Raw genomic sequence first — 23,757 nt, 5'->3', positions numbered from 1 at the left:
CGATGTCGGCGGTCTGCGGCAAGCCCGTGCCTAACGGGCCGGCCACGATAGCGTTCACGCACGTCCGATCTGGAGGCCCCGCATGTTCCTCGAGCTCTCTGAGCCGTCATCCACGCCCACCGCCGGCGAGTACGCGGCCGCTCGCGAGACCACGCTCTCCGCGCTAGCCGCGAACAAGCTCACCGCGTACTACCGGGCATCCGGGGACTATGCGGGAACAACGTTTCGCACGCTGGGCGTGAACGCCGGCGACCACGTTGGACCTGACGACCTGAGCGCGATCACGCTCCTCGGAGTCGACGTCTCGCCCAGAGGCGTGCGGACGCTGCAGGGAGACAACCCGCTCAGCGACGCGGTCCGCGCCACGCTGTCCGCGATCGCGCCCGGCGCGGACCTTCGCACCGCGACCGCAAGTGACCTCAACGCAGCTTGGGAGCTGCATGCTGCGATCAAGGCCGCGATCGCCGACCCGACGACCAAGGGTGACTCGAACCCCTGGGTAACCGCGGCGAAGATCTCTGCCCGCAAGCGCCCCAGCCTCATCCCCGTGCGGGACCGTGTCGTCGGCAACCTCCTGGGCGACCGGGCGCTCCAGTCCGCATTCGTGTATTGGCAGCTCATGCGCGCGCTTCTGCTCGATGCCGAAGTCGTCGGGGCGCTAGACGGCGCGCGCGCGCGGATTGCTGCCGACGCCGCAGGTGACCTTCAGAACGACTTCGGACGCGAACCTGACCTGCGCATCCTTGACGCTGCCCTTTGGGTTCGTGCCGCGCGCTAGCTAGGTTAAGTCGAGAGGCAACGCGCTGAGGCAGTAGTCACACTTCTTGGCGCTACCGACGATGATGTCGTTCGATCCTCCGCAGGACGTGCAACGTACGGTCGCCTTGCGCGAATTCTTCGGAACGTGACTCCTGCGCACGAGCCGTTGACCCTGGTAGTCGATGTAGAGGTCGCTCGCCATGCCAGAGCTGATCAGAGCTTCAAGGTCGCGATAGACCTTCGCCCGGCTGGTGTTGGTGATCTCCACCAATTGCCGGATCTCGATTGACTCGACCCCGTCGGTGACTGTCAGGTACTTCTGCATCCGGGACTGCGCGCCAAGCAGCCTCAATGCCATGACCACCGCCGTTGCTGCAGCGATGAAGAGCGTGATGCTGATGAATAGATAGGGGAGCCGCTCGCTGAGCGGCACCTCGGTGGTCTTCTTCCACCACAGGGCGCCGGACGACTTCTCGGTCTCCGAGTACGCGACGATGAAGATGAGCGCAAACCCGCCAGCCATCATGCCGACAGCGAGCATGCCCCGCGCTACCTGCTTGTGCAGCTTGACGGGTACCCGTGAGAGAACTCCGGCCACCTCAGTACCCCCTCGTGGCGAACGTAACGCGCCGTGCACATGCTGCCCGGCTCACGCGTCTGCATCGTAGCAACGGGTATTGACATCGCCAGCCATTAGAGGGTCGAACCGAAATCGTGCGGCAGAGGCCTGGGCGAGCGCTTCGAGTGCGCGCCTGGCATCTTCCGGGCGAGTGGAGGTGCGAGTACTACTCAAGTGGGCGCTGAAGCCACGGCGCAGCCTGGCGCGCCCACTGGTAACCCCGACGGACCTCACTTGCCGTGCAGCGCGCTACTCGTCGGCGGATGTCGCCATACGAGTGGCGGCGGCTTTGGGCCCGACCCTGAGGAGATCCTCGACAGCTGCCCGATCTGACTTCAAGGTCCTAGCGTCCCGCCGCGCCGTCCACTCCCGCATCCGCGTGATGATCGGCGGTGCATTCCGCAGCAACACCAGCGAGGTGCCGTAAGGCAGGGTGCGGATGATGTTGGGCGGCATGACCGCGAGGCGCCGGATCGAACGCTGGTTGGCGCGCGAGCCCCGGTCGCCGTAGGTGATGGAGTCCGTCATTTCGTCCCGTTCGCCGATCAGTGTCGAAAGCTCCTGGAGGTCACTGGAGCTCGACGCGCCGCCGAGGATGACCTTGGCGATGGACGCGTCGGAGATCGCGGTCGCAGCGTCCCGGCCCCACCGGTCGCGCGCTTGTGCCATGGACTGCAGCACGGGCATCGTGGTGATACCGGTGCCGCCGCCCTCGGCCATGAGGACTGGGAGTGACGGCAGAGGAGCGAGGTTCCCGATCTCGTCCAGCGCCATGAGCAGAGGCGGGTCGAGGCGCGCGCCTGGGGAGCGGGCGGCCATCTTGCGCGCGGTCTCGACGAGGTCCTCGAGGAGCGCGGCGACCAACGCGGACGATGCGCCGGCGCCCGCGCCGGTGGCGAGCAAGTACAGCGTGCCGGACTCGCGCAGGAACGCTTCGGGGTCGAAGTCTTCGTCCTCTCCCGGGCTGACGGCGTCGAGCACCCGGGGGTCGGCGAGCGCGCCGAGCGCGAGGGAGACGCCTTGCCAGATGGAGTCGCGGGTGCGCGGGTCGGATTCCGTCGTGGCTTGGAGCAGGTCGCCCCATGCGGGCGCCGCGGCGACGGCGGTGTGCTCGCCCTTCGGGTCGCCGGGCACGTACACGCGCCGCCCGAAGGCGATCGAGCGCGTGTACAGGCTCCTGGCGAGCGACGACTTGCCGGAGCCGACGATGCCGGCCAGCACGATGTTCGGCGCGGTGATGATCCCGCGTGAGTACAGCACCCACGGGTCGTAGACGAAGGAGGACCCGGAGAACAGGTCGGCGCCAATGAATACCCCGTGCGAGCCGAAGCCGCCCTCGGCCATGAACGGATAGGCGCCCTGGAGCGTGGCCGAGGTGTCCTGGTGCCTCGGGAGGTGAAGCCTTCCTGGCGTGCGGAGTGCGGCTGTTCGCGCCTCGCCCGAGGACGGCAGGTAGGTGGTCGCTTTCTGCCGGGCGCGCTCCGCCTCCCACTCCGTCTTGGCGAACGCCTCCTTGGTCCGCCGGTCGACTGCCGTGAGCTGCGCGGCTGCCCGGCGCCGAGCCTTGCGATCCCGCCGACGTTCCTTCGCTGGTCCGAGCAGCACCGACGTGTGCAGCTTGTCCTTCTCGGTCTGGCTCACAGCGAAATCCCCTGCGACTTTTCGGCGGCCTGGTCGGGTCGGGCGAACGGGTCAGACGGGCCGAAGCGCGGCGCGAGGCGGTCGCTCACAGGCACGATGGGCCGGAACGGCGTGGTGTCCCACGCGATGCGGCCTGAATGCTGAGACGCCTGGTCCACCGCGAGCTCGGCCCGTGCCACGAGCCGAGAGGCTCGCTCCAACCCTCGAGCCGCAGCGAACGCCTCCTCGACGCCGGTCCAGTGCTCCCCGTCGTCAGTGAAGGCGAACTCCTCGTGCCGCGTGTGCGCCGAGGCGACCTGGTCGAGCACCTGGTGCAACGACCGCAGCCCGCCGAGCAACTCGCCCACCACTGCGTACGTCTGCGAGGGGCTCGCAAAGCTTCGGGTCGCATGCGCCAACGCCCGAAGTGCCTGCCGTGCTTCCTCGGCGTCGGCGAGCGGGTCCTCGAACGTCGGCATGCCGCACCTCCAGTCATGGTGACGGAGAGGTACACGCGCCGTCCCCGCAAGGAGCCTGCCCATCAAGCGTTGCCGTGGTGGTAATCAGGTGGGCGCCTGCCGTTCGTGCGAATTGCAGCGACACGCAATGCGAGAGCTCAACTGGGTCGACGCATCTCCCGGTACCGTCATTCCTGTACGATTGTCCAAGTCCAAATGAGGGGGTGCGATGTCTGTCCTGACTCGTGCCACTCCCTAGTGACTGGATTCGAGTCGATCGAGTAGTGCCTGGACGTCTTCTTCGAGCTCGGCTTCGAAGGTGATGGTCTCGCCGTTGATGCTGACGGTGGAGGAGCGGACCTCGCGCAGCGTCGTGATGATTTTCTTGATGCTCATCTCGCCGGCGGCTTGCAGGTGGCGGGCGATGGCGAGGGCTGCGAACACGACGGTCAGGTGCGCCTCGATCGCGTCGCGCCTGTGGTGGAAGACCGGTCGGGCTTTCAGGTCGGACTTTGTCATGCGGAATGACTGCTCGACCTTCCACAGGTCGTGGTAGGCGCCGATGATGGCGCTGCCAGGCATGATCTTGGGTGGGATGTTCGTGACGTAGCCCTTGATGCCGGCCAGTTGGCGGGCACGGTCGATGGTGGCCTGGTCGAGCTCTTTGCGCGCACCGGACACCTTCAAGAACCGTGTCTTGCGTAGCGGCATCTGTCCGGCGGCGATTCTTTCGGCCTTGGCGATCATGAGGTTGATGTTGCGGTCGTCCCTCTTGTTGCGTTTGAACGACCACTGGTAGACGATCCGCCGTTCACGCGCGCCGGCCCCGGAGCCCATCACGCGCGTGGATTCGAGGATCTGCCCGTCGGTGAAGTGGTTGCCGTGGGCGTGGAAGTGATCGTCCAAATCGTAGGGCGCTTTCGTCAGACGGGACCCGACGATGAACGACAAGCCCGCATCCTCGAGGGCGTTGAGGTTACCGGCGGACAGCATGCCGGCGTCGGCGACGACGACGATGTCGTCGATGCCGTGACGGGTCTGGAAGGCGTGCAGCACCGGGATCAGGGTGGTGGTCTCGGCCTTGTTGCCTTCGAACAGGTGCATCTCGAGCGGCACCCCGGCCTGGTCGACGAGGAGCCCGACTTGGACCTGCGGGTCCACGCGATGTTCCTTGGACATCCCCACACGTCGCAGGGTGTCTTCGTCGTCGTTCTCGAAATGCAGGGTCGTCACGTCGTACATCACGAACGTCGCCGGACCGGTCGCCTTCAATGAGTAGGCCAGGCAGGCACGGGCGATCTGGTCGCGGTAGCCGCGCTCATTCACGCGTTGCAGCGACCGGAACAGCGTTCTGAGCGCCACCGGCGGCGCGCCCACGGACGCCAAGACCCGCACCGTGTCGGCCTTCGATGTCGGCTCGATCAGCCGCGCCAGCACCATCGCCCGGAACGCCTCGTCGTCGACGACGTCGAATCCCAGCCGCGTGTACGCGTCCGTCAACACGCGCCACAGCACCGTCGCAGAGGTGCGGACCGTGCGCCCGCCCGCGGCGACCTTCACCGGCCGGCCCACACCCGTAGCCGCGTCGGCCGCTTCGACCTTGGCGGCCGTCCAGTCCGCGATGTCGTCCATCCGCGCCGGCACCGCAGCAAGCGCGCCCAGGTCGAGCTCGCCCTGCCCAGGAGCGACGCGGTCACGCGCCAGAGCCATCAACACCGCCAGCTCCGCATCCGTGTGGGCCGACCCGACATGCTCGATGCTGTCGGCCTCACCCGGGATGCGCGTGATGATCTGCACCGCGACCGCGCCGGACGTGGTGCGAACCCTACGCACGAACCGGGAAGCCACCCCCGAAGACTCCCACAACCGACTTCCTAGTGACCGACACACACCCCACCCCAACACGAAGCCCCAGGTACATCGGGCCCGAGCCGTACGCCGAGGCGAGGGTGGCACGAGTCAGGTGGGCGCCTGCCGTTCGTGCGAATTGCAGCGACACGCAATGCGAGAGCTCAACTGGGTCGACGCATCTCCCGGTACCGTCATTCCTGTACGATTGTCCAAGTCCAAATGAGGGGGTGCGATGTCTGTCGACGATGCGATTGCGATGAATGAACTCGGCCGTAGGCTCGTGGCCGTCGGTAGGACGGATGAAGCGATTTCCTGGTACACGAAGGCCGCTCAAGCGGGAAATCGGGACGCCATGTTCAACCTCGGCCTCAACCTTGAACAGCGCGGCGACGTTGACCAGGCCCTGCAGTGGTACGTTCGGGCCGCCAACGCGGGGGATGACGACGCGATGCACAACGTCGCGAGCATTATGTTCCGACGTGGCCAAATCGAAGATGCGATGAGGTGGTTCGATTCAGCGGCGCGAGCTGGCAATGCGTCGGCGCCGGCACTCCTGCAGATGCTGCAGAGTGCTGTCGGTGGAGATGCCGATGCAATGCTTGGCCTCGGTGGGGTTTACGACAGTATTGGTGAACCGGATCTCGCAATCGCTTGGTTTGCGAAGGCAGCGGATGCTGGCGACACCGAGGCGGCTTGGGATGCTGGCGTGGTCTCACAAGCTCGCGGAGACATTAAGAGTGCACGCCATTGGTACATGAGGGCCGCGGAGGTTGGTTATCCCGACGCGATGATCGGGATATCTCAGGTATTCAGCCGAGACGAGATTCTCGAGTGGCTCCCGGGTGCAATCGCCAGCGGAAACCCAACCGCGAGGGCCTTCGCGCAACAGATTCGTCAAGACCTGGACTAGAGCGATTAGCCCCCACGGGCATGTCGAACAGTCTCGGTGACCAGGCAATGACGGCGCATGGTTTCGTGATCGCCTTGTCCCAGGTACCCTCGACCGTCATCGCTCGGTGCCGCGTGTACCAGGCGTGCCATGACTCAAGTCCGAATGGCAGGTCCTGCCACGTAACCCGGCTCTTCGCATTCAAGGGTGTAGCAGTGGCCTGAAGCCTCCGGCTTCGAGGAGTGACCTGGCGATGTAGTGGGTGAGGTTGCGGAAGCCGAGGGCCGAGCCGCGGAGGTGCTCGAGTCGGCCGTTGATGGCCTCGGTCGGGCCGTTGCTGGTGCCGGGGCGGTCGAAGAACGCGAGGATGTCGTGGGCTCGATGGTTCAGGGTCCGGCCCAGGCGTCGCAGCTCGACGAGCGCGGCCGGCACGCCGGTGCGTAGCGACGCGATGAGCGCCGCGAAGTCGGCGCGGGCGGCTGCGCGGTCGGGGTTGCGGTAGGCGGTGATCATGCGCTGGTAGACGCCCCAGGTGACCTCGACCTCAGCATGGTCGTCGGCGTCGAAGAGAGCGTCGAGGCGGTCCCACTGGCGGTCGGTGAGGAGCTCGAGTCCGGTGTGCAGGACGCGGCGGGACATGTAGAGCGGGTCGCCAGTGTGGCCGCGGTGACCGTGGATGGCTTGTTGGATGCGGCGTCGGCACTGGTCGAGTGCGTCGCCGGCGAGCTTCACGACATGGAACGGGTCCATGACCGCGGTCGCGGTCGGGAGCTCCTCGGCCGCGGCGGTCTTGAAGCCCGCGAAGCCGTCCATCGCGACCACTTCGATCTGCTTGCTCCACGACGGGTGGCGTTCGGACAGCCACGTCTTGAATACGGCCTTCGACCTGCCAGGGATCATGTCGAGCAGCCGGGCCGGACCGACCCGGTCGCGGACGGGGGTGAGGTCGATGATCACGGTGACGTACTTGTCGCCGAAGCGGGTGTGACGCCAGACGTGTTCATCGACCCCGATCACGGCGACGCCGTCGAAGCGGGCCGGGTCGTTGATCAGGCGACGGTGGCCTTCGGTCAGGACTGCGTCGTTGGCGGTGTGCCAGGCGACGCCGAGCCCCGCCGCGATGCGGGAGACCGACATGTGGTCGAGCACGAGCGCCTTGAGCGCCCACGTGAGCCCGCCGCGCGACACCTTCGCGCGTGGCTCAGCCGCTGGGCGAAGGTCGTCGGTCCAGAACCGGCGGCACGGCGAGCATCGGTAGCGGCGCACTCGCACCAGCAGCGTCGTGGGCCGGCCGCCGAAGGGCTCGTGTGCGAGGCGGCGGGCGATGGATCCTCGCGACTGTCCGCGCCCGCCGCAGCCACGGCACTGGTCGTCGACGGCGGCGACACGGCACTCGAGCGTCGCCCGGTCGGGTGCGACGTGCTGGCCCGTGACGGTCAGGCCGAGCGCGTCGAGGTTGCAGAAGGTCGTGAGGTCGGGCGCGCCGAAGGTAGCGTTGAGCAAGTCGAGGTCTTTCAGATGGTCAGTGTGAGAACTTCCATCCTGGAGGACCTCGACCCCTACCCCCGACCACTCACCGCAGAGAGCGCTACACCGTCAACTGCGAAGAGCCCGTAACCCGGGTGAGATCACGGCAGACGATCGCGTCGACCATCGTGCGAGCATCCGAGAATAGACGTCTTTCAAGACTCGGGCGTTTGAACAATGTCGACTCGACGGGCCACCTTGGTTTTGGAGGGCCAAAGTAGCGAGACACGCGCGACGGAGCGGTGGCCACATCCGCATGCGGGCTCCACCCATGTCCCAGGTGATGTTTCGCCTGGCTCGCGCGGCGTGTCGTGGCACAAGTCCAGTCCGCTACGACGGTGACCGGCCAATATGAGGAGCCTATGAGGCCTACTTCGCGGCTCACAGCCGCTTCACTCTTCGCGCCCCTCCTCGCGACTACGGTGGCGGCTTGTTCGGGCACGCCGAACTCGGATTCCGCCTACTCAGTACCGAACTGCTCGGAGCTCCTCAACGCTGCCGTTGCGTATGAGCGATCGGACGCGGGCGACATGAACTCCGTGCTGCAGGCGTTGAGCGACAACTGCTCGGATGAGTACGACATTGCTGTCGATTATGTTGCTCACGCCAGAGACAGCGAGTACGGCAGCGATTCCTGCGACGAGTTGCTCGGTTGGGGTATGCGCGCGGAAGCTGTCGAACTGCTCGAACAGGATGGATGGTGCAGTTTCAGTACGGCTGGCACGGCCGACGAGTCATCGTGGCGATCCGTGGGGCAGGGCGCGACGTGGCCCGAAGACGGTCTCGGATGGGATCAAGCGGCCGCGCACGTAGGAGAGGTGCAGCGCGTATGCGGCCCGCTGATGAGCAGCCGCGAGACCGAGCACGGCACGTTCGTTAACATCGGCGCGGATTATCCTTCCGTTGACCGTTTCACGTTCATCTTCTGGGACATCTACCTCGAACCGATCGACGCGGATGCGACGATCTGCGGCAGTGGTGAGATCTACCTCTACGAAGGCGTCACGCAGATGGAGATGACTGACCCGAGCGCTTTGGAGATCTGGCAGTAGACGACAATTAGGTCGACAGGACCTTCTCCGGGTGTTTACTGCCGCTATGCGGTTGCTGCCCCGACCGCGTATCCGTTGATGAGGCCGCCCGCGATCTGTGTGACGGGACCGCCCAAATCTACGCGCGAGGGGCGGGCTCGGTTCGCCGTCGTGCCATCTCCAAGGCACCCGTACTCGCCTTCGCCCCACGCCCATACGCTGCCATCGCTCTTCAGTGCGTAAGCCGTATCGGCGCTTGTCGCGATTTGTACAACGTTGGTGAGCCCGTCAACGAGCCCTGGCAGTGTCCGAGACGAGTTCTTTGCGATAGCAGCGAGGGCTGTGATGAACGGATCCGTTGAGGGGGCAGCGCCCAGTTGCCCGTACTCGTTGGCGCCCCAACTCCACACAGTCCCGTCTTCAGCGAGCGCGTAAGCGGAATTGCCGCGTGAGGTGATCTGGATCGCAGGCGGCAACTGCTCGACGATCGCCCACTGCACGTATCCGTTCATGAGGTCGAATCGCGCGACGTGATCGGGCCTGCTGTTGCCGTTTCCGAGCTGCCCGTTCTCGTTGCTGCCCCATGCAACGACCACTCCCGAGCGTCCGAGCGCATACGCGGCACGGTACCCGGCGGCGATCGAGACAATTCCGCCAGTGGCTTCGGCCAGTTCTGCGATGCTGTGGCACTCACCCATGCCTCCGTCTGGAGTCATGAATCGGAAGTTGAAGACCTCGGTCGGCGTTGGCACGGCTCCCAGGTCGAAGCCGTTGCCGCACTCGCCCGCGCCGTTTGCTCCCCACGACCACACTGTGCCGTCGGACTTCAATGCGTACGCAGTGAACTCACCAGCCGCGATCCCTACTACATCCTTCAAGGCGACGATGCGGTTCGGCCGTAATCGGCCTTCTTGACTGCCGTCACCAAGCTGGTACCCGTTGTTCGCGCCCCACGCCCAGACCGTTCCATCGCCGCGAAGTGCGTAGCCCGATGCAACTCCCGCTGCGACGGCGACTACATCGCTAAGCCCGTCGACGCGTCCAGGCTTGGACCTCGAGGTCCGACTCCCGTCGCCCAATTCGCCGTTCTCGTTGCTGCCCCACGCGAGGACTGTTCCGTCAGCGCACCGCGCGAGCGCAAAGCTGTGGCCACCGCTTACCTCGATGATCTCGGAAGTCGTTCGGAGCGGGGCTGGGCGGTGAACGCCCGGGCCGCGCCCGTCTCCGAGTTGGCCGAGGTCGCCCGGGCCCCATGCCCAAAGGGTTGACCCACTCGACTTACGAGGGCCTCGCCCGAACCAACCCATGCCGCCACCTCGCAACATCTCTTATGGAAACTGTTGGCAGGGTAGCCGAGGAGCCAGTTACACGACGGTATTGCCGTGGGAGCGTCGCGGCTGGAGCGCCCTGTGTCCGCATGCCTTCGATTATCCGATTGAGGGTGAGCGCGGCGGTCAATCAGTGAACACTTCACACGCCTAGACACAGCGGCAACGCCGCCACCGCGAACGCGTGGGCCTGTTGCCCGACGAGCCGCCGCGTCTCGCAGGAGGCCTGAACTGCAGTCTGCTCGATAGCGGCGACGGACTCCTCGAGCGCGTCCTCGGTGCGGGCAGAAACGGCGATGAGTCCCGTGTACCGCAGCACCCCGTGCCCGGCGGTGAGGTCCGACTCCTGCTGGAGCACGTCCTGGAACTCCGCAGCGCGCTCGGCGTCCTCGATCTGACCCATGCGGGCACGCTGGGTGGCGTCGGACATGAGCCCGACCTTCTTCTTGCGGATGTCGCGGGCGGCGACGTCGGCGCGCACGGGTGTGTAGATCATCGTGAAGGTGCGCTGGATGCCTGAGGTCAGCAGCAGCGGGCGTAGGAAGTCGGGGTACACCGACGAGCGGGGCCACTCCGACACCCACAGCACCGCGTGATACGCCGAGTCGCTCCGGAGCCTCTCCCACGTCTCGTTGAGGCCCACCGGTCCCGCCGTGGCCAACGAGCGGCCGATCTCCCCGTGCCGCTCGAGCGCCTGGCCAGCGGCAGGGTCGTAAGCCGAGCGGAGGATCACGGCAACCTCTCCCGGGCTGAGCCATCCCGTCGGGGTGATCTCGGCCGCGCGCAGCGCGGAGGCGAAGGTCGCCATCTCCTGGCGCAGGACTGCCGCCGTGCCCTTCATCCCGCCGCCTGCGGCGCGAATCTGACGCGCGCACGCCTTCATGTCCAGCGCGAGCGAGATCGTGGTGGCGTGGCGCTCGGTCGCGGGCCCAGCACGACCGATCAGCTCGCGGTAGTTCACCGCGGGCCACGTGTTGTCGTCCTTGCCGTATCGCGTCCACCATTCGGCCAGGCCGCTGCCCGAGTCGGGGAGGGTGCGTTCCGAGATCTGTACGCGCGCGATGCGCCCCGACCGGCACGCTGTGGCGAGCACGCGACCCCAGCCACTGACGCGCCGTTCCTGCTCACCAGGGTCGAGCAGCACGAACGCCGGGTGCGTCACTCCGATGACGGCAGTCAGGGTCTGAGCATGCGGATCGTGGATCATCGCTGCCCCGGTCTCGGGGTCCTCCCACTCGCGCAGCGCAGCCGCGTCGCCGGGCAGCGCCAGCGTTCCTGCGGGCCGCGGCTTGACCACGTGATGCCGGAACACGAGCTGGCCGCCGGTGGCCCGCCACACCCAGCGGCCGGCGACAGGCAACCATTCGATCACCTTGCGGCCGCCGACGGGCACGAAGGCGACGATGGCCGCGGTCAGCCAGATCGGGGAGCTCGACGCGACGACGAGGGCTCCGCCCGCGTAGATCGCGGCGACGAACGTGATGAGACCGACCGCCAGCACGATGACCTGGGGCAGCGACAACCCGAGGATGACGCCTCGCTTGGCCAGGCGGGAGAACTGCACCGGAGAGAGGCGCACCGGCGGGGCACCGTGGTCGATCGCCATGGGAGCCGTCCTTTACACGGAGGTGGGTTGGTCGACGGGTGGCCGCGGCGGTGGCGGAATGGGGGACGATGCGCGGGGCACGGGCGTGGATCCGGCGGGGCGGGGCAGTGGCGGGGCCGCAGCACGTGAGCGGGTGGCGCGCCGGGAGAGTCAGGTGCGTTCGGGATCGCCGAGTCTGCATGCCCCGCCGCCGCGCCGCCGACCGCAGCGCCCGCCTTTGGTCCCGCAGTGGCGGTCGCCTTCGCGACACCCGTGGCCGCGACGGCGGCTACGACGGGTCCGGCCGCAGCGCCGGCCCCAGACGCAGCGCCCGAGCCACCGGCACCCGCCGTCACTGACCCTCCACCCGCTGCCGACGCGGCGGCGGGCTCGGCCGCTGGCATCGCGGTCTGCGCACCCGCGGCGGGCATCGTCCGGCCGGGCGTGGTGGGCGGCGCCGCACCAGCACCCCTCCCACCGCCACCGCCGTCGAGCACCGACCGGGCGGCCTGAGGCATCGCGGGCGCACGCACGGGGATCGGCCGGTTGAGCGCGGACTTGGCCTCCTGCTCCGTCGACATCGCGTGATACATGTCCACACCCACGAACGAGATGAACTTGTACGTCATGTAGGGCGCGAACGCCGCAATGAGCAGCACCACCACCCCGGCGATCGGGTCGGAGATCGATGCGAGGTCGAGATCGATGGGCGCGGCCGTCTGGTTGATCGCGACGAGGAACATCACGACGAGCACGAGCTTCGAGAAGATGAGCGCGAGGACGAACGCCGCCCACTTTCCCACCCATCCGCGGGGGCATCCCACGTCATGCCGGCCAGTGCGATCGGCGCGAACACGATTGCGACCAGTAGCAACGCCTTGCGGATGAGCAGCGAGAACCAGACGATCGCTGCCGCGGCGACGGCGAGACCTGCGAGGAAGATCGTGACGATGGCTCCGACACCGGGGGCGCCGATGTTGACGGCCACCAGCCCGCCCATCATCATCGCGAGGCGTTCGCCCATGCCCTCCATGGTGTTGCCGGTCGCTTGGACGATGCCGATGGCGATCTGATCCGTGACCTCGAGAAGCGTCGCGGTGAGCGTGATGACGATGAAGGACCCGAGCACCGACTTCCCGAGTCCAATCGCCGCGCGACCGAGGGCCCCCGGGTCGCGGTGCACGAGCCCTGTGATGAGCTGAAGGCAGAAGAAGATCAGCATCACGAAGACCGCGACGCCGAACAGCACGTTGTAGACGGTCAGGTAGTGCTGCTGGGTGACGTCGACGAGCGTGGTGGTGTCGAAGACCGCCCACACTGCCTCGAAGATCCATGCGGCCGCGCCCGCGAGAGCGGATGCCAGCCAGTCGAACGGTGCCGAGATCAGCGATGCGGTGCCCTCGCCGACGGTGTTGCATACCTCGGCGATGACGGGGATGTCGCACACGCTCGCCATGGCGGTCCCTTCGTCCGAAGGCCTCGGCTAGACGGTCTGGCCGACGTTCCAGAAGAAGTTGACGAGCGTTACCGCCGCGCCACAGAGGATCGCGGCCCCGCACGAAACGAGGACGCCGAGCTTGCCGCGGGCGGCGAGGTGCGGGTTCGACGAGTTCGCTCCGTAGCCCGAGGTGACCGACGAGATGATCAGGGCGAGCACGGCGAGGATGAGGCCGATGGTCATGACCGAGCCCACGATCGTCTGGAGCTGGTCGATGCCGGGAAGGCCGTTGCTGTTGGGGTCGATGTCGATCACGAGGTGCTCCTGTCGAGGTCGAAGAGAAACCTGCCTGACAGGTACGCGAGGCGCCCCCGCGATCGACAGCGGAGCCGTCTCTTAGCAGTGCCCAGACAGTCACGCGAGCGACTGTGAATGGCTCTGGCGCGAGTCCAGTGGACCGCCTTGCCACCTATTGGTGCGGCTTGGGGCTGTCGCTGTGTGCCTGCTATCGTGCTCGACACGCCTCGGCTCCTCCTGCTTCCTCTGGAAGCAGTGTCTCCAAACACTCCGGTGGGGAGCCGGGGCTCCTTCGTTCCCGTAGATGACTTGGGGCCCCAATGGCTGTGGCGCGAAACCGGCTAGATGGCAAAGACCTCAATGCCCAGGCGTACAACGAGGGCGCGGTCGTTACGAGAGCTCACATTGACGGATTCTTCGGCGATATCGTGCACCGGCGTTCTTGCGGGCTGCGGGACACTCGCGCATTGGTAAGCGAGGTGGACGGTCCAACTTTGCTAGAAGTCTTCGACCGGGTCGCGTCGGGTGAGTCCTTCGGGCAAACCACGTTCTGCGAGGTCTGTTGTCTCGTTCAGTACGGCAGCCCGCTCGGGATCGGGTACTTGCGAGGACGGCCGCGTCTGAATCGCGCGGGCGTCCGTGGCGTCGAAGTTTGCCCACACTGCTTCCTCACGTCGTGCGACTGCGAGAACTGACCGGCCCGCCGCCGGCTCTTGATCGCTACTTGCCTGACAGCGCGCACTTCGGGTGATCGCTACACGGGTCAACGAGCCGTCAAGCACCCCTATGGCCTGACTAGCGGTTTGTGCCGCGATCGCGAGTATCGGCGCGAAGGGCCGGGCGGAACAGCCCAGACCCTGGCAAGACACGGCGCGAGGTGCGGCGCCTCCTTCACCGCGTGGCGGCAGGATCAACGAACTCTGACACCTACAACGTCTCGCCGACGCCGAGAAGGAAGTTCATCAAGGCGACAGCGGCACCCGCGAGCGCCGCTGCGCCGACGGCGACGAGGACGGCGGTGCGAGCACGAATCGCGAGCTGGTAGTTCCCGCTCGAGGTTGCGACGCCCCAGACAATCGCGGAGACGACCAGCATGAGCACCGCGAAGATCAGCACGTAGGTCAGCAGCGCGCCGACGATGGCGCGAGGGGGTCTGCCGTACTGAGTGGTGACATCTGATCTGGCTTGCCCGTGCGGGCGGCCTGGAAGGATGTTGCTGTGCCTAAGCCCTACCCGAGTGAGTTCCGTGACGACGTGGTCCGTTTCGCGTGGAACCGTGGGCCCGGTGTCACGATCGAGCAGATCGCCCGTGACTTCGGCGTCCATCCGATGACGCTGCAGAAGTGGATGCGTCGCGCCGACGTCGACGAGGGCGTCAAGCCCGGTGTGAGCCGCACCGAAGCCGCCGAGACCCGTGAGCTGAAGAAGCGGATCCGGCTGCTGGAGCAGGAGAACGAGGTCCTGCGCCGTGCCGCCGCCTACCTGTCGCAGGCGCACCTGCCGGGAAAAGGCTCTACCCGCTCGTGAAAGAGCTCGCCGCTGACGGGATTCCCGTCGCGGTGACGTGCCGGGTCTTGAAGCTCGCTCGCCAGCCCTACTACCGGTGGCTGGACAGCCCTGTCACCGATGCTGAACTCGTCGCTGCGCATCGCGCCAACGCCCTGTTCGACGCGCACAAGGACGATCCCGAGTTCGGCTACCGGTTCCTCGTCGATGAGGCCCGTGTGGCCGGTGAGCCGATGGCTGAGCGCACCGGCTGGGCGATCTGCCGTGACAACGGCTGGTGGTCCACCTTCGGTAAGAAGAGCCGGGGCAAGAAGGGCAAGGCCGGCCCGCCGGTCCACGACGACCTCGTGCAGCGGGTCTTCACCGCGGACGCACCGAACCAGGTGTGGCTGACGGACATCACGGAGCATCGGACGGCTGAGGGCAAGCTGTACCTGTGCGCGGTCAAGGACCTGTACTCCAACCGCATCGTGGGGGACTCGATCGACTCGCGCATGAAGTCCCGCCTGGCCGTCAACGCGCTCAACAATGCGGTCGCACGCAGGGGTGATGTCGCCGGATGCGTGCTGCATAGCGACAGAGGATCGCAATTTCGTTCCAGGAAGCTGGTCCACGCTTTGCTGCGCCACGGCATGGTCGGATCCATGGGCCGCGTGGGCGCTGCTGGCGACAACACGGCCATGGAGTCGTTCTTCTCGCTGTTGCAGAAGAACGTCCTCGACCGCCGCACCTGGGACACCCGCGAGGAGCTCCGCATCGCGATCGTGACCTGGATCGAGCGGACCTACCACCGCCGACGCCGACAGGCAGCCCTGGGCAAGTTGACGCCCATCGAGTACGAGACCATCATGACCACCAACGTGGCCCTCGCCGCGTGACTAGCCCCTGTCACCTATCGGTGCGGCAGACCCGACCGGGTTGCGGCAGCGGCATTGGAGATGCGACGCGCTCAAGGCTCGGAGGTGCCCGCATGTGTCAGATGACCTGGCTAGGCTCGGACCGGTCGACGGCCAGGCCTGGTCGACCTATCTTTCGGCAACGCGTCGCCGGCGTCCGGCGGCATTCCAGGGGGCGCTAGATGGAACACGACATGTTGGCCGGCTCGCTCGGCGAAGTATTCGCTGGGAGGATCGAAGGACGATTCTTCGTGCCGTCCTATCAACGTGGCTACCGATGGGGTACGGCGGACGTGCTGCGGCTTCTCGATGACGTCTGGACCAGCGAGGGGGACAGGTACTACCTCCAGCCCGTCGTGGTGAAGCCCGCAGGCGATGATCGCTGGGAGCTCATCGATGGCCAGCAGCGACTCACGACCCTGTATCTGATCATGCACTTCATGCAACGGGCCAACCTTCAGAACCAAGGGCCTGGCTACTCGCTCGAGTACGAGACCCGACCCGGTAGCGAGGCTTTTCTCAGCGAGGTCAACGTCGATCTTGCCGGCGAGAACATCGACTACTTCCACATGGCTGCCGCGTACCAGACGATCGAGCAGTGGTTCGATCGGCACGGCACGCTGCGCCAGTACGTCGCGAACAAGTTCTACACGCTGCTCTTCGAGCGCGTGGTCGTCATCTGGTACCAGGCGTCAGCCCACGACGACTCGACAGACTTGTTCACGCGTCTCAACGTAGGCCGGATACCGCTGACGGACTCCGAGCTCGTCAAGGCGTTGGTCCTGGCCAAGACGAGGGAAGTGATGCCCGGCACGGGGCGCGCGGAGGAAGTCGCTGCCCAGTGGGACATGATCGAGCGGCAGCTGCAGCGTCCCGAAGTCTGGGGCTTCGCGGCTGGCGGGCTACAGCCGCCGTCGACGCGCATCGATTTCCTTCTCGATGCCATGGCAGGAGGCCCGACCGGGCGTGACCGCCCTCGGTACTTCACCTTTGAGACCCTGCGCGCTCGCATCGACCCACCCGAGGGCGCCCCGTGGCCACTTGCGTTCTGGCAGGACGTACTTGATATCCACGCCACCATGATGTGGTGGTTCGAGGACCGCAGCCTCTTCCACAAGGTCGGCTACCTGATGTACCTGGGTGAACCCTTCCGCGAGCTCATTGAACTCGCGGCGGAGTTGCCCAAGAGCGAGTTCGATGAGGCTCTGACCGGCAAGATCTCGGCGCGGCTTGACCTCAGTGAGGACGAACTTGGCGACATCGGGTATGAGCATCGCGCATCCAAGTGTGGCGACGCACTGCTCCTAATGAACATCGAGACCGCACGTACGGCCGCATACGCGCACGCGCGCTACTCCTTCAGCGAGCATCACGCGCAGCGTTGGTCCCTTGAGCACATCCACGCTCAGAACGCCGAACCGCTGCGTCGAGCCGAGCAGTGGCGAACCTGGCTCGCGGACCATCGCGCGGCCCTCGATGGCCTCGACGCGATCGACGGTGCGCAGCGCGAGAGAGCCGTCGCCGAGGTGGACCGTGCGCTCGGGGACCTCACTGAGGCATCCTTCCGCGCCGCCGAACTCGCGGTGACGCGACTTCTGACTGCTGAGAATGGCGGCGGGGATGATGTGCACGGCCTCGCCAACTTGGCACTGCTCACGTCCGGAGACAACGCCGCGCTGAGCAACGCGGTCTTTGAAGTTAAGCGTCGTACGCTCATCGAGCGCGACCGTCAGGGCGCTTACGTGCCACCCGCCACGCGCCAGGTCTTCCTTAAGTACTTCACGGACGCGGACGCTCAGCAGCCGCACCTGTGGACCGAGACCGACCGGGCCGCTTACCTCGATGCGATCCGCAGCACCCTGCGGCCCTATCTGCGCACGACGAGCCAAGGAGCCGAGCTGTGAAGGGCGAGATTGCTTCGTACAGCGGACTCTTCCGCGACAGCGGGATCTCGCGCATCGAGATCCCGTTGATTCAACGCGACTACGCCCAGGGTCGGGAAGGCGTCGCTGTCCGAGACATCCGCGACGGCTTCCTCGAAGTCTTGGCCAACGCGGTCGAGTGCGGCGTGCCCGTAAGCCTCGACTTCATCTACGGCGACTTTGCCGACGGCGTGTTCCGGCCCCTGGACGGCCAGCAACGCCTCACTACCCTGTTTCTGATCCATTGGTATGCCGCGTGCCGCACTGGCGAGCTCGAGCACCGTGGGACGTGGGCGAACTTCAACTACGCCACGCGGCCCAGCGCCCGTACCTTCTGCGAGCGGCTCACCGACCCGACCGCGATGGCCAGCGGCGAGCCATCGTCACGTTGGCTCATGGACCAGCCGTGGTTCGCCTTCGACTGGCGCCACGATCCCACCATCAAGGCGATGCTGGTCATGATTGACGCCATCGCGGAGCGCTTCGACGCAATTGACCCGCACCTGATTTGGGAGCGACTCACACGGGAAGACGGCCCGGTCGTCAGCTTCCATACGCTCCAGATCAACGAGGCACGCCAAGGCGACGACCTCTACATCAAGATGAACTCCCGCGGGAAGCCACTGACGCCGTTCGAGAACTTCAAGGCGCGCTTCGAGGGCACGATCGCGCACACCGGTGAGCGCGCCAAGGAGTTCGCCCGCAAGGTTGACGTCGACTGGTCCGACATGCTCTGGCCCCACAGGGGCGACGACGACATCGTCGACGACGAGTTCATGCGCTACCTCGGTTTCCTCATCGAGGTCTGTGAATGGCGAGACGGGACTGTCACGAGCGGGCCACTCGGGCCCCGCGCGTACGCTCTGTTCGGGCCCGAAGCGCCCCGTTGGGAAACGCACCTCACGTTCGTCTTCGACGCCTTCGATACGTGGTTGGGAGCGGAGATCCCTGACTACTTCGGCGAAGTCTTCACCACCGCGGCAGCAGCCCCGAGCAACGATCAAACGGAGCCGACAGCGATCCCGCTGTTCGGTCGCGGCGCACAATCCGACCTATTCACGGCCTGCTGCCGGGACTACGGCGAACTCTGGCACTCCAAGGCCCGCGCCTTCAGCCTCCAGCAAGGCATCTTGCTCTACGCGGTCCTCATGCACCGCATCGGACACACAGACGAGCCGATGGCTCGTCTCCGGGCATTGCGCAACATCGTCGAGTGGTCCGGTGACGAGATCCGTCTCGCTGACATGCCCGCGATTCTGAATGACGTCGACCGTCTGATGATTGACGGCGACCTCCAGTCGATCTCAACGCTGAACCAAGCGCAGGTCGCCGACGAGATCGCGAAGGCCGAGTTCCTCGCATCGAACCCGCACCTCGAAGGGGTGATCCACCGTTTGGAGGACCACGACATGCTGCGCGGCGCGCTCACCTCGTTCGACCTGGACGATGCACGGCTCGCGGCGCGCGCGGCGGCGTTCGATGCGGTGTTCTCACACGAGGGCCATTGGGCCGACGCTTCGGCTGCGTTGCTCACTTTCGGCGAATATCAGCGCACCGTGCCACGCTCGACCAAGTCGCTCTTCGGTACGGCGGCTATGGGCCAGACACAGTTCTGGCGCGATCTGCTCGCTGGCGGTCAGCGCGACCGCATCGCGTCGACTCGCGATGCTCTCATGCAGTTACTCGACGCGGTCGCGGAAAGCGATGTCGCTCCGACCGTGACGATGCGGGACATTCGCGCCGCTTGGCTCGCCGACCGCGAGGAGGCGAGGTGCTTCGACTGGCGCTACTACTTCGCGCGCTACCCCTCGATGCGGTCAGGCGACTCAGGTATCTACGTGCGTCACAGCGAGGACATCGGATACAACGTGCGCATGCTCATCAAGACTCAACTCAACAGCTGGTACCGCGACCCGTACCTGCTGACTTTGTGGGAAGAGTCCGGCCGACCCGACAAGATTGAAGACCCCTGGTACCGCGGGAGTGAGCCGGAACGCTGGTTCAAGTTCCGCCGCAAGAGCGCTGAGGTTCGCTGCGTCGACGATGGTTGGGCCGTTCGGCTTCGCAGCGCGGGCCAGAAGAGCGGGCCGCGATTCCTGCAGATCATGGAGTCGCTGGGCTGGGTCCAGGTTGGGCCATATGAAGGCCTGATTCCAGTGACTCAGCGCGAAGTCGGTGGGCAGATGGTCGACAGCGTGGATCGCATCACGGTGGGGCGAGAAATCGTTGGGAGGCTCCTGGCCGATGGGTTCTAGGCACGGGGATCGGGGGCTGATGCAACGGTGATTGACGTCCACCTTCGCTGGGGCAGACCCGATCGCACGGCCGAGAAGTCCACCATGCGTTTCGGCTTCGCGTTCCCCCACGCGGCCGCTATCCAGAGGAACGCTCGGGGCACGTAGACCGCGACAGTCGGGCGTCCAGCTCCGTTGTCGTTCTCGGCTACCGGGGTGGTGTCGCCGGTAGGGTGAGCCCGTGGTCACGTACTTTGGTTCGCGCGAGGAAGCCGAGGCGAGCATCTCCTCCCAGGCTGCACTGAGCCCGGCTGCCGCGGCGGTCGCTGCGACGCTCGCTGCTGTCTTTGGGCGCGACGCTGCGGCGACGTTGAGCCCCGTCAATCAGCCACTCGCGTCGGTCCAGCCTCGCACCGCGATGCACGCCGTCATCGGCGAGTTGCGTTGCACTCTGTATGCCGACCCGACGGTCGTCAACGTGTTGACCCCCGGCTCGGACGCCGAAGGGCATCTACGCGCGCGTGCACTGGACGGCAACGCCATCGTTCCGCACCCGAAGGGGAACCGCTTCTATGCGGGAGTCCGCTACGCCGCGCGGATACCGACTCGCCCGGATGACGATGCGGAGCTGCTGCTGCGGCGGCTCGTCGGGCTTCGCCTTCACACGGTCTCGGGATCGGTGAACAGCGTGCTCCACGTAGGCAGTCGTGATGTGGTGGTCGCGACTACGCGCTCGCCGGAGGGCCAGCGAGTACCGATCGCGGACGTTGCAGCGGGCCTCGAGCTGTTGCACGACCGCGGCATCGTGGAGGTCACCCCGGATGTTCTCGGCTACCGCAGTGCGTTCATTGGAGCTGTGCTCTTGACGATCCCGGGGGCTCGTATTGTCGAGGGCAGCCCGGTGAGGGTGGAACTCGCCGACGAGGGTGAGGCGCCAGGTCCCGAGAGCCGTGCGCCGGAGCTCGTGCCTGGCCCTTTCCAAGGGGATCTCGATCGCCCGGTGACCGCCAAGCAGAGGCGCGAACAGCAACGACTGCGGCAGTTCCTGCTCGCTGGGCGCGCCGATGCGAACTGTGCGCTCTGCGGCGAGGTGTATCCCGCGAGGTTCTTGTGGGCGTCGCACATCAAGCGGCGATCCGCGGCCACGCCTGACGAGATCCGCGATCTGGGCAGGATCGCCATGCTGGCCTGCGTCTTCGGGTGCGACGCGCTGTTCGAGGACGGTTACGTCGCCGTGCAGGCTGGCGTCATCATCGGCACGCCGGCGGTCGCTGGCTCATCGGCGATCGGGCGCCGCATCGCGGAGATCGCAGGCCGGAAGTTCGAGGCCTACGAGGCAAGCGAGCAGTACTTCGAATGGCACTACGAGCACATCTTCCGACGTCAAGACCCGTGAGCTGCGCCGCCCTACCTGCGGCTGCGCCACCATGACGTGGTCGCGATGCAGTGTCGCCAACCGTCGCTCGAGGGCACGAGCGCCATCGAGTTGCGTCGCCTCGTGAAGGAGGCGCTGCGCATGCACCCGGCGGACGGACAGATCCTGAGTAAGGCACCCCGCCCCATCGTGGGGGCCCGCCAATTCACGAGTCACACCCGGACGGGATCGCCGGAACCCACGCTGCCAGCCGAGTGGAGGTCTGCCAGCGGTTGGGTCTGCCGAAGTGGGTGGCGGCGTCCGGGGCGGTCTCGCGACCTCATCGAATTGCCATCAGATTCAACCGGGACCAACCGGAAATCACGGGGCACAGTCGGAATGCGGGAGCCGCCACGTTCCCGATTAATCCGAGGGAACTCGCGAGATTCCAAGACAACCGCAAAGTTTCCGGAAAGTGCCCGGTCCCTGCAAGGGGTCGCAGGTTCAAATCCTGTCAGCCCGACGTGACGAAGGGCCGTTCTTCCTGGTAGATGCCGGGAAGGGCGGCCCTTTCTCGTCGCCCTCTTCGCGGCGGGCAGGGCCGGTTGTGGCCACCCCGAAACTCATGGCCGTTTCGCTGACACACAGGTGCACGAAAGCGTCAAAGAACGAGCACTCGTGTGTCAGCGAGCGCGGCCGCGCAGGATGATGACGCCGACGGTGTCGACGGTGTCGTAGCGGACTCACCAAGACTTGCCGAGCAGGTCGATGCGGGGTGCGCCCATGGGTAGTGCTTCGGGGGCCTCCGCGGGATTCGGCGGTCGTTGGCGCGGTGCGGCCGTTCGTGGTTGTAGACCTGCTGGAACGCGCGCAGCAGGGCCTGCAGGGCGTCCAAGGTGGCGGCGTCGTTTCGCGCGGAGAGTCATCGTTTGGGGATCTGGTGGAAGGTCCGGGGGCCTCAGGGATACCAGGACCTTCTTGGATGCGGACGCGTGATACGGCGTTCGCACACTTGGGCCCTTGGGTCCTGCTACATGCGGGGATCAAGACGCAGAGTCCCGCACCCGACCGCACGTGCCGGGCGTCTGTCACCGACGCGTCGACACGGTGACAGTGAACTTGGCGTTGCGCGCGACCTGCTCGGTGGGGCCGATCGTTCGCTCGAGCAGCGGGCGGTACCTGAGCCCAGAGTTCCACACGCACCACAGCTGACCTCCGGGGCGCAGGACCCTGGCCACATCGGTGAACATGCGAGGCGCGATGAGGTCAGTCACGGCCGCCGCCGAGTGGAACGGCGGGTTCAGCGCGATGAACGATGCACTGGCGGAAGGCCTCGCGCCCAGCATGTCGTCACGCGCCACCGCAACCCGGTCCTCGATGCCGTTGGCGAGCATCGTCGCTCGCGCAGAGGCTACGGCGATCGCCGACTGATCGGACGCGTACACGTGCGCGCCGGGATACTGCGTCGCCATCCACGCGCCAACGATCCCGGTGCCGCAGGCCAGGTCGATGAGGGGATCGCTTGGCGTCCCGCCGACGGGGACGTAGGGAAGGTTCTCGAGCAGCAACCGCGTGCCGATGTCGAGCCGCGCGCCCGCGAAGGCGCCGCCGTACGCCCGCACCTCAAGTCCTGCGACCCGCACCGCGGCGGGAGCGGGATCGCGGCCATCCCGAGGCGCGCGGGCGGAGAGCACCCGAGACTTCTGCCGCGCATGGCTGACGTCCAGCTGCCCGAAGTGCTCGCCGAGCACCGTGTTCATCGACACCGACATGTGCTTCAGCCGCCCTCCCGCGACGACGACCACGTCGGCGTCGGCGTGTGCGGCGATCAGGCCGGCGATGTCCCGCAGCGCCTCGAGGGAGCGGGGCAGGCGAAGCACGACAACCCGTGCCCCGCTCACCAGGCTCGCGTCCAGGGGGACGATGCGGAAGTGGTCGGCCAGCCCTAAGCGAGAAGCGTTGGCCTCAAGCGCGCGCTCGCCGGTGATGGCGTCGAGGTGCGCGCGAATCCCGTCGGCGCCGGCATGTGCCGCCCCCAGGGTGAGTGCGCCGTAGGCATCGTTGATCACCGCAACGTCCCCCGGCTGCGCGGAAGCGCGCAGTTCCGCCGACTCGTCGAGGATCAGCCGATCCGCAGCGTCGACGGCGACAAGTCCAGGCGCCTCGACATCGGGCCAGCGCCGTAGCGCGTCGAAGATCTCGCTCACGGCGTCACCTCGCCGTCACTGTGAGGAGCGGCACCGGTACGCGGCTCACGCGCCGGGGGCACCTCCTTGGCGGCGATGATGGTGTCGCCGACGATCCGCACGGTGCCCCGCCTGGTCTCGACCACCACCTCCTCGGCGGTCACGCTCACCAGAGCGCCCAGCGCATCGGTCGCCTGGCCATCGGGCAGCAGGTACCGCACCACCACCCGGTGGCCCGGTGCGGGCAGGCGGATCAT

Annotated in this window: 19 protein-coding genes; 7 read left to right on the top strand and 12 right to left on the bottom strand. The window is 66.4% G+C overall.

All coding sequences use genetic code 11. From position 1 onward, the window contains the following. Positions 1-82 precede the first annotated feature (82 nt). Complete coding sequence (locus QUE44_RS04310; RefSeq protein ID WP_286216066.1) at positions 83-778, top strand: DUF6308 family protein; 696 nt, start codon at positions 83-85, stop codon at positions 776-778. Here the strand turns inward: QUE44_RS04310 and QUE44_RS04305 are convergent, their stop codons facing one another. The 4 genes from QUE44_RS04305 to QUE44_RS04290 form a co-directional block, all read right to left on the bottom strand. Then, positions 779-1,300 carry a hypothetical protein gene (locus QUE44_RS04305; RefSeq protein ID WP_286216064.1) on the bottom strand — a complete coding sequence of 174 codons (522 nt, stop codon included), beginning with the start codon at positions 1,298-1,300 and terminating at the stop codon, positions 779-781. It lies immediately after the preceding gene. Between the two features lie 327 nt (positions 1,301-1,627). After that, on the bottom strand, positions 1,628-3,019 hold the full coding sequence (locus QUE44_RS04300; RefSeq protein ID WP_286216062.1) for a type IV secretory system conjugative DNA transfer family protein: 1,392 nt from the start codon (positions 3,017-3,019) through the stop codon (positions 1,628-1,630). After that, a complete protein-coding gene (locus QUE44_RS04295; RefSeq protein WP_286216061.1) occupies positions 3,016-3,477 on the bottom strand; it encodes a hypothetical protein in 462 nt (153 codons plus the stop codon). Before QUE44_RS04295 ends, QUE44_RS04300 begins: the two co-directional genes overlap by 4 nt. A gap of 234 nt (positions 3,478-3,711) precedes the next feature. Next, positions 3,712-5,304, bottom strand: a complete 1,593-nt coding sequence (locus tag QUE44_RS04290) for an IS1634 family transposase (protein ID WP_425558048.1) — start codon at positions 5,302-5,304, stop codon at positions 3,712-3,714. Positions 5,305-5,539: 235 nt separating this feature from the next. On the opposite strand from QUE44_RS04290, the gene QUE44_RS04285 reads away from it, so the two are divergent. Next, entirely contained in the window at positions 5,540-6,217 is a 678-nt protein-coding gene (locus QUE44_RS04285; RefSeq protein WP_286216060.1) for a tetratricopeptide repeat protein, read from the top strand. Between the two features lie 180 nt (positions 6,218-6,397). On the opposite strand, the gene QUE44_RS04280 is transcribed toward QUE44_RS04285, so the two are convergent. Further along, complete coding sequence (locus QUE44_RS04280; RefSeq protein WP_286216058.1) at positions 6,398-7,699, bottom strand: ISL3 family transposase; 1,302 nt, start codon at positions 7,697-7,699, stop codon at positions 6,398-6,400. 554 nt (positions 7,700-8,253) lie between these two features. Here QUE44_RS04280 and QUE44_RS04275 point away from each other — a divergent pair. Next, on the top strand, positions 8,254-8,775 hold the full coding sequence (locus tag QUE44_RS04275; protein ID WP_286216056.1) for a hypothetical protein: 522 nt from the start codon (positions 8,254-8,256) through the stop codon (positions 8,773-8,775). 44 nt (positions 8,776-8,819) lie between these two features. Here QUE44_RS04275 and QUE44_RS04270 read toward each other — a convergent pair whose 3' ends face one another. The 5 genes from QUE44_RS04270 to QUE44_RS04250 all read right to left on the bottom strand — a co-directional run bounded on the left by QUE44_RS04270 (position 8,820) and on the right by QUE44_RS04250 (position 14,542). Further along, a complete protein-coding gene (locus QUE44_RS04270; RefSeq protein ID WP_286216055.1) occupies positions 8,820-10,061 on the bottom strand; it encodes an RCC1 domain-containing protein in 1,242 nt (413 codons plus the stop codon). Between the two features lie 163 nt (positions 10,062-10,224). Beyond that, entirely contained in the window at positions 10,225-11,688 is a 1,464-nt protein-coding gene (locus tag QUE44_RS04265; protein ID WP_286216054.1) for an SCO6880 family protein, read from the bottom strand. 721 nt (positions 11,689-12,409) lie between these two features. After that, positions 12,410-13,123 carry a hypothetical protein gene (locus QUE44_RS14350; protein ID WP_433997182.1) on the bottom strand — a complete coding sequence of 238 codons (714 nt, stop codon included), beginning with the start codon at positions 13,121-13,123 and terminating at the stop codon, positions 12,410-12,412. Positions 13,124-13,150: 27 nt separating this feature from the next. Next, the gene (locus QUE44_RS04255; RefSeq protein ID WP_286216052.1) at positions 13,151-13,420 is read right to left on the bottom strand and encodes a DUF6112 family protein; all 270 of its coding nucleotides are present in this window, start codon (positions 13,418-13,420) and stop codon (positions 13,151-13,153) included. A 909-nt stretch (positions 13,421-14,329) separates the two neighbouring features. Continuing rightward, complete coding sequence (locus QUE44_RS04250; RefSeq protein ID WP_286216669.1) at positions 14,330-14,542, bottom strand: DUF6112 family protein; 213 nt, start codon at positions 14,540-14,542, stop codon at positions 14,330-14,332. A gap of 78 nt (positions 14,543-14,620) precedes the next feature. Between QUE44_RS04250 and QUE44_RS04245 the strand changes: the two genes are divergently transcribed. The 4 genes from QUE44_RS04245 to QUE44_RS04230 all read left to right on the top strand — a co-directional run bounded on the left by QUE44_RS04245 (position 14,621) and on the right by QUE44_RS04230 (position 21,356). Continuing rightward, positions 14,621-15,786 (top strand): IS3 family transposase gene (locus tag QUE44_RS04245; RefSeq protein ID WP_286216051.1). Its coding sequence is split into 2 segments (ribosomal slippage): positions 14,621-14,905 and positions 14,908-15,786, totalling 1,164 coding nucleotides; the frame shifts between segments, so codons are not numbered across the junction. Between the two features lie 200 nt (positions 15,787-15,986). Next, a complete protein-coding gene (locus tag QUE44_RS04240) occupies positions 15,987-17,708 on the top strand; it encodes a GmrSD restriction endonuclease domain-containing protein (RefSeq protein WP_286216050.1) in 1,722 nt (573 codons plus the stop codon). Next, entirely contained in the window at positions 17,705-19,981 is a 2,277-nt protein-coding gene (locus QUE44_RS04235) for a DUF262 domain-containing protein (RefSeq protein ID WP_286216048.1), read from the top strand. Before QUE44_RS04240 ends, QUE44_RS04235 begins: the two co-directional genes overlap by 4 nt. A gap of 220 nt (positions 19,982-20,201) precedes the next feature. Continuing rightward, positions 20,202-21,356, top strand: coding sequence for a hypothetical protein (locus QUE44_RS04230; RefSeq protein ID WP_286216046.1), 1,155 nt, complete (start codon positions 20,202-20,204; stop codon positions 21,354-21,356). A 1,046-nt stretch (positions 21,357-22,402) separates the two neighbouring features. On the opposite strand, the gene QUE44_RS04225 is transcribed toward QUE44_RS04230, so the two are convergent. Beyond that, positions 22,403-23,521, bottom strand: a complete 1,119-nt coding sequence (locus tag QUE44_RS04225; RefSeq protein WP_286216044.1) for a class I SAM-dependent methyltransferase — start codon at positions 23,519-23,521, stop codon at positions 22,403-22,405. Beyond that, a complete protein-coding gene (locus tag QUE44_RS04220) occupies positions 23,518-23,757 on the bottom strand; it encodes a putative acetyltransferase (RefSeq protein ID WP_286216042.1) in 240 nt (79 codons plus the stop codon). Before QUE44_RS04220 ends, QUE44_RS04225 begins: the two co-directional genes overlap by 4 nt.

It is taken from the genome of Demequina sediminis (genome assembly GCF_030296675.1).
Classification (GTDB): Bacteria; Actinomycetota; Actinomycetes; order Actinomycetales; family Demequinaceae; genus Demequina; species Demequina sediminis.
The sequence above is the reverse complement of the archived record's forward strand: the minus strand, read 5'-3'. Positions and strand labels throughout refer to the sequence as shown.